The following is a 5,767-nucleotide window of genomic DNA, read 5'->3' on the forward strand; positions in this document are numbered from 1 at the left end:
GAATACATCCAGTATTCGGGCGTCCCTCCGCCTTGCGATGCACCGCATCTGACGCCGCGCGCTGTTCCACCAGCAATTGCGGGACAGCCCTTAGCACTTCCAGTCGTTTCTGCATTTCAGAAGCGGTGGACGTCGTCTACCACCAGCAGACGAAGAACCTGCTGGAACTCTGCGCAGGTGGCTGAGTGGGACCGCTCAGCGCCACGAAATCCCGGCACCTTGCCACACCCGTACAGTCAGGAGACCGCCTGACCAGCGGTGCAATGCACCTGACGGCCCATCAGGACGAGCGTTAAATGAGCGTCACGATGCCTCTGAGAGCGTCATTTCAGCGTCAGGATATCGCCCGTAACGCACACACCGCACATAACGCACACCACCCAAACCCGCAGGTCAGGCGGCCTTTGCGATGGGTTCGAGGATCGCCACGCACTCCACATGGTGCGTCATCGGGAACAGATCGAACGCACGCAGCGTCCGCACCTTGTACCCGCCCTCCGCGAAGTACGCCAGGTCCCGCGCCAGTGCCGCCGGGTCGCAGGCCACGTACGCGATGCGGCGGGCGCCGAGGGCGGCGAGGCGCTTGACCGTCTGCTTGCCGGCTCCCGCGCGGGGCGGGTCCAGGACGATCAGGTCGGCCTCGGTGATGCCGGTGCGGGGCAGGATCTGGTCGACCTTGCCGTGCTCGATGCGGACCCGCTCCAGGTCCTTGAGGTTGTGGCGGGCGTCCTCCACCGCGCGCTTGCCGGACTCGATGCCGAGGACCGCGCCCTTGTCGCCGAGGCGTTCGGCGAGGGAGCCGGCGAACAGGCCGACGCCGCAGTAGAGGTCGAGGGCCATTTCGCCCTTGCGCGGCATCAGGCCCTGCATGACGGCCTTGACCAGGGTGTAGGCGGCCTGCGGGTGGACCTGCCAGAAGCCGCCGGAGCCCACGCGGTAGGTGCGGTCGTCGGCGCGTTCGCGGACGAAGCCGCGGCCGTGGACGCGGTGCACTCCGCCGTCGTGCTCGTCCACGCGCAGGACCGAGACGGGCTTGTCGAGCTCGACCAGCGGGAGGCGGCCGCCGGAGCGGGGGGTGAGGATGACCTGGCGGTCGTTGGAACCAGTGGCCGCGATGGCCTCCACCGTGGCCATCTGGGGCCAGTCCTGCTTCTCGATGCCGAGTTCGGAGACGCCTGGGGCGGCGATCAGGCACTGGTCGATGATCTCGATGTCGTGCGAGCGGTGCTTGCGCAGACCGACCCGGCCGTCCTCGTCGATGGCGTACTGGACGCGGGTGCGCCAGGCGGGCACCTCGCCCGGCGGGAGCTTGTCGCCCTCGGCCGGCATGACGGTGCCGTCCCAGCCGGCCTCCTCGGGGGTGAGACCCGCGAGGTGCTGGAGCTGTTCGGCGATCACTTCGCCCTTGAGCCGCCGCTGGGCGCCGGGCTTGGCGTGCTGCCAGTCGCAGCCGCCGCACTTGCCGGGGCCCGCGAACGGGCAGGGCGCCTTCACGCGGTCCTTGGACGCCTCGATGATCCGCACCGCGTCGGCGCGCAGGAAGCGGGAGCCGGCCGCGCCGTCGGTGACCCGGGCGACGACCGTCTCGCCGGGGAGCGTGTGGCGCACGAACAGGACCTGGCCCTCGGAGGTCCGGGCGATGCAGTGGCCGCCGTGTGCGACCGGGCCCACCTCGACCTCGTACTCCTGCCCCACCAGCGATTCCACGGCCTGCGATTCTTCCGCCTGCGGCTCTCCGGCCTGCGATTCCCCGGTCTGCGGCGAAGTGGATTCGTTCTGCATGAGGGGGTGGCTCCAGAGATCAAGGGGAAACAGGGGGAACGAACGCGACAAGAGAGCGGCCGGACAACAACCTATGAGTCTACGTGGGTGTCGTCCGGCCGCTTACCAGGAGGAGCCGGGGCCCGCGCACCTGACCCGCGTCAGCTCTTGTTGGTGGGCTCCTTCGACCTGCGCTCCACCGGGCCCCGGCGCACCGAGCCCGGGGCGCTCCAGTCGGCGCGCTTCCTGGCGCGCTTCTTGGCCGCCTCGGAGGACTCCAACTGGTACGGGACCGAGGTGACCATCACGCCGGGCGTGAAGAGCAGCCGGCCCTTGAGACGCAGGGCGCTCTGGTTGTGCAGCAGGTGCTCGTACCAGTGGCCGACGACGTACTCCGGGATGTAGACGCTCACGACGTCGCGCGGGCTCTCCCGGCGCAGGCCCCTGACGTACTCGATCACCGGACGGGTCACTTCGCGGTACGGAGAGTCGAGGATCTTCAGCGGTACGTTGATGCCGCGCCGCTCCCAGTCCTCCCTGAGGGCCTTCGTCTCGGCCGGATCGACGCTGATGGAGAGCGCCTCCAGGTGGTCCGAACGGATCAGCTTCGCGTAGGCGAGGGCGCGCAGGGTGGGGCGGTGGAGCTTGGAGACCAGGACGATCGAGTGGACCCGGGAGGGCCGGATGCTCTCGTCGGACGGGGTCTCGTCGGCGGCGATCTCCGCGGCGACCCGGTCGTAGTGCTTACGGATCGCGGTCATCGTGCCGTAGAAGATCACCATGCCGAGCAGCGCGACCCAGGCGCCGTGGGTGAACTTGGTGGCGAGGACGACGACGAGCACCAGGCCGGTGAAGAAGGCGCCGAAGGTGTTGATCGCACGGGAGCGGACCATGTGGCGGCGCTTGAGCGGGTCCTTCTCGGCCCGCAGGTGCCGGTTCCAGTGCCGGACCATGCCGGTCTGGCTGAGGGTGAACGAGACGAACACGCCGACGATGTAGAGCTGGATCAGCCGGGTCGAGTCCGCGCCGTAGATGACGACCAGCAGGATCGCGGCGCCGGCCAGCAGCACGATGCCGTTGGAGAAGGCGAGCCGGTCACCGCGGGTGTGCAGCTGGCGCGGCAGGTAGCTGTCCTGGGCCAGGATCGAGCCGAGCAGCGGGAAGCCGTTGTACGCGGTGTTCGCGGCCAGGAAGAGCACGAGTGCGGTGGCCCCGGCGAGGATCACGAAGAAGAACGTTCCGTCACCGAAGACGGCGGCCGCGACCTGGGAGATCACCGGGTCCTGGACGAAGTTCGAACCGACCGGGGTGCCATTGTTGATGAGGTCCGTCGCCGGGTTCTCGGCCATCTTCACGTCGGTGGCCATGGCCAGCCCGATGATGCCGCAGAACATCGTGACGGCCAGCAGGCCCATCGCCGCGAGGGTGGTGGCGGCGTTCTTGCTCTTCGGCTTGCGGAAGGCGGGGACGCCGTTGCTGATCGCCTCGACGCCGGTGAGGGCCGCGCAGCCGGAGGAGAACGCCCGCAGCAGCAGGAAGACCAGGGCGAAGCCGGCCAGGCCCTGGTGCTCGGCCTTGATCGTGTAGTTCGAGGTCGGGGCGTGCATGGTGTCGCCGAGGACCAGCCCGCGGAAGGCGCCCCACACGATCATGATGAAGACGCCGGCCACGAAGAGGTACGTGGGGATGGCGAAGAGCTTGCCCGACTCCTTGACGCCGCGCAGGTTCATCAGCGTGAGCAGCACGATGGCCCCGACGGCGCAGGCCGTCTTGTGCTCGACGACGAACGGGATCGCGGAGCCGAGGTTCTCCACCCCGGAGGCGATCGACACGGCGACGGTGAGGACGTAGTCCACCAGCAGGGCGCTGGCGACGGTCAGGCCGGCCTTCGGGCCGAGGTTGGTGGTCGCGACCTCGTAGTCGCCGCCGCCGCTCGGGTACGCGTGCACGTTCTGCCGGTAGGAGGCGACGACGGTGAACATCAGGACCACGACGGCGACCGCGATCCACGGGCTGAAGTGGTACGCCGACACGCCTGCGACGGACAGCACCAGGAGGACTTCTCCGGGTGCGTACGCCACCGAGGACAGCGGATCGGACGCGAAGACGGGCAGGGCGATGCGTTTGGGGAGGAGTGTCTCCCCCAGCTTGTCGCTGCGCAGGGCCCGTCCGATCAGGATCCGTTTGGGCAGGTCGGTCAGTTTGGACACGCTGAGGATCGTAAGGGTTCCGTATGGGGCCCGCCCACGCACCACCCCCGTATCAGTTGAATCTCCTGCACTCGGACGGAAAGGCCACGAAATCCTTAACGGAATCCTTGCGCCGCGGCCCCTGAAACGCACCGGAACTCTTCGGGGAGCTGCCCCTTTGCCATAGTGGCCCCGGCGAAAGGACACTCGCATGAGGCAACGCACCCGGCGCCGCATAAGCTCATCCTGGGCAACGGGGCGAACCCGTTGCCCCATTGTTTGCCCGGCCAGCCGAGGAAAGAGTGTGAGCAGGGTGTTTTCGCAGGTCAGCCGGACGACCAGGAGTGCGAGGTAGGCGCAAGGTGCACATCGTCATCATGGGCTGCGGGCGAGTAGGAGCCGCTCTCGCGCAGACCCTGGAGCAGCAGGGGCACACGGTCGCCGTCATCGACCAGGACCCCACCGCATTCCGGCGCCTCGGCTCCGGATTCGGCGGCCGTCGCGTCAGCGGCGTCGGTTTCGACCAGGACACTCTCCGCGAGGCGGGGATCGAGGAGGCCGGTGCGTTCGCGGCGGTGAGCAGCGGCGACAACTCGAACATCATCGCGGCCCGGGTGGCGCGCGAGATGTTCGGGATCGAGAACGTCGCGGCCAGGATCTACGACCCGCGGCGTGCCGAGGTCTATCAGCGCCTCGGCATCCCCACGGTCGCCACCGTGCGCTGGACCGCGGACCAGATGCTGCGCCGGCTGCTGCCCTCGGGCGCCGAGCCGCTGTGGCGGGACCCGAGCGGCGGTGTGCAGCTCGCCGAGGTGCACACCACGCCGTCCTGGATCGGCCACAAGATCAGCACGCTGCAGGAGGAGACGGGCGTCCGCGTGGCCTTCCTCACCCGGTTGGGTGAAGCCATACTGCCGTCGTCGCAGACGGTGCTGCAGGAGGGTGATCTCGTCCACGTGATGATGCGTACGGACGAGATCGCGAAGGTCGAGGCGGCCTTCGCCGAGGGCCCTGAGGAGGGCGGTCACTGATGCGTGTCGCGATTGCCGGGGCCGGTGCGGTGGGCCGTTCCATCGCGGCCGAGCTGCTGGAGAACGGCCACGAGGTGCTGCTCGTCGACAAGGCGCCGACCGCCATCTCGGTGGAGCGGGTGCCGATGGCCGAGTGGCTGCTGGCGGACGCCTGCGAGATCACCTCACTGGACGAGGCGGCGTTGCAGCGCTGCAACGTCGTGATCGCCGCGACCGGCGACGACAAGGTGAACCTGGTCGTCTCGCTGCTCGCCAAGACGGAGTACGGCGTGCCGCGGGTCGTCGCCCGGGTGAACAACCCGAAGAACGAGTGGCTGTTCAACGAGTCCTGGGGCGTCGATGTGGCGGTGTCCACCCCGCGGCTGATGTCGGCCCTGGTGGAGGAGGCGGTGAGCGTCGGCGATCTGGTCCGGCTGCTGCGCTTCAGCCACGGCGACGCCAACCTGGTCGAGCTGACGCTGCCGCCCGAGTCGGCGCTGGCCGGCACGCAGGTCGGCGAGGTCGCGTGGCCCGAGGACACCTCGCTGGTGACGATCATCCGCGGACAGCGGGTTCTGACGCCGAGCACGGAGGAGACCCTGGAGGCCGGTGACGAGCTGCTGTTCGTGGCGGCCCAGGCGCGCGAGGAGCAGTTGGAGGACCTGTTGTCGGTGCGCCGGGGCGATCCGGAGGGCTGAGCCGCGGGCACACGGAACAGGGAAGGGGCCCCGGTGGTCACCGTGCCGGTGACATGCCTGCCCAGCCCGTTGGCGCCGACTATCGACACCTCGGCCGTCCCGTCGTCAC

General features: G+C 68.9%; 4 protein-coding genes. 2 read left to right on the forward strand and 2 right to left on the reverse strand.

What is annotated here, in order from left to right; genetic code table 11:
* Nucleotides 1–393: 393 nt before the first annotated feature.
* Together AB0I52_RS32570 and AB0I52_RS32575 are read right to left on the reverse strand one after the other, a co-directional pair.
* Entirely contained in the window at nucleotides 394–1,782 is a 1,389-nt protein-coding gene (locus AB0I52_RS32570) for a TRAM domain-containing protein (protein ID WP_363078749.1), read from the reverse strand.
* Between the two features lie 140 nt (nucleotides 1,783–1,922).
* Nucleotides 1,923–3,971, reverse strand: a complete 2,049-nt coding sequence (locus tag AB0I52_RS32575) for an APC family permease (protein ID WP_363078751.1) — start codon at nucleotides 3,969–3,971, stop codon at nucleotides 1,923–1,925.
* Between the two features lie 341 nt (nucleotides 3,972–4,312).
* On the opposite strand from AB0I52_RS32575, the gene AB0I52_RS32580 reads away from it, so the two are divergent.
* Both AB0I52_RS32580 and AB0I52_RS32585 read left to right on the forward strand, forming a co-directional pair.
* Nucleotides 4,313–4,981, forward strand: a complete 669-nt coding sequence (locus AB0I52_RS32580) for a TrkA family potassium uptake protein (protein WP_024490560.1) — start codon at nucleotides 4,313–4,315, stop codon at nucleotides 4,979–4,981.
* Nucleotides 4,981–5,658, forward strand: coding sequence for a TrkA family potassium uptake protein (locus tag AB0I52_RS32585; protein WP_363078753.1), 678 nt, complete (start codon nucleotides 4,981–4,983; stop codon nucleotides 5,656–5,658). Before AB0I52_RS32580 ends, AB0I52_RS32585 begins: the two co-directional genes overlap by 1 nt.
* Nucleotides 5,659–5,767: the final 109 nt, after the last annotated feature.

The sequence above is a fragment of the Streptomyces sp. NPDC050423 genome (genome assembly GCF_040655445.1).
Taxonomy (GTDB): Bacteria; Actinomycetota; Actinomycetes; order Streptomycetales; family Streptomycetaceae; genus Streptomyces.